Annotated in this window: 2 pseudogenes; both read right to left on the bottom strand. The window is 73.9% G+C overall.

The window, feature by feature from the left end:
* Nucleotides 1–529 (bottom strand): annotated as a pseudogene (locus tag L942_RS28835) (hypothetical protein); the annotation flags it as partial.
* A 65-nt stretch (nt 530–594) separates the two neighbouring features.
* Nucleotides 595–1,033, bottom strand: a pseudogene (locus L942_RS28840) (hypothetical protein); the annotation flags it as partial.

A 1,033-nucleotide genomic window follows, 5' to 3' on the forward strand; every position in this document is an offset into this window, starting at 1 on the left:
TCCGCACCGGCTTGGACTCGCCGTCGAACACCCAGTGGCGCAAGCGGCCCAGCAGACGGCCGATCGCGCCGAACGAGCGCAGGAACGCGGTCGGCACGTAGAGCGGCACCCGCAGCGCGTGGAACGCGGTGGCGTGGGCGGCGTAGCGGACGACGAACCGGACGCGGGTCTTGAACTCTTCGGCCGACGTCAGCCACTTGGCCACCAGCGGGCGGGCGGTGGCGTCGGCGGCGTTCTCCCACCAGGACCGCGTCACCGCAGGCGGGTCGACCGGCACGGCCGGGGCGTTGTCGGCGGGCACGTCCGTGTGGGCGTCGATCACGTCACCAGAACGGGCCTCCCGCTCCCCCGCGTCGGTGCGGTCCTGCTCCGGGATTTCCTCCGCGCTGCGGGCGGTGTCCGGGCGGATCGGGACGACGTTCCCGGACCGGGTGTAGGCGACCTCGGTGGCCGCCGGGTCGGCGTTCACGGCCGCGTTCACGGGCGCGTAGGCGGTGGTGTTCGCGGACGGCTCGGCGGGGGTGTTCACGGGATGGCCTCCCTGGTGTTCGCGGTCGTGGCTCGGGAACGGGGTGCGGTCGGCGGTCGTGGACATCACGCGGCCTGCCTTTCGTCGGTGTCGGTGGCGAGTTCGGCGGCGAGGGCGGCGGCGACGTTGGACGAGGTGCCGCGGGCGCAGTCGGTGACGCTGCGGACCCAGGCCGGGGTGATCTCGGTTCCGGGCGTCCAGGCGGCGCGGGCGTCGGCCACGTAGTCGGCCAGCAGCTTGCGGGCGGCGGGCTTGGCCTTGGCCTTGCTCGTCTTGCGGGCGGGCTTGCGCGGCTCCCGGCCCGGCTGTGGTTCTGCGGGGGCGTCGGTCGCGTGCTCTACTGGACTGGCCAAGTCGGCCGTGACCCCGCTGGCTTGGTCTTCGCTCTCCCGGTCGACGTCCGGAACGGCAATGCCGGCATGGGCGTGACCGGCGGCAGCGAGGACGGCTTCGGTGAGCTTGTCGCGCAGCACCGGCGCGGTCTCCGCGGCCAGGAACACCAGC

It is taken from the genome of Amycolatopsis orientalis DSM 43388, assembly GCF_000411975.1.
In the GTDB taxonomy this organism is placed as follows: domain Bacteria; phylum Actinomycetota; class Actinomycetes; order Mycobacteriales; family Pseudonocardiaceae; genus Amycolatopsis; species Amycolatopsis orientalis_D.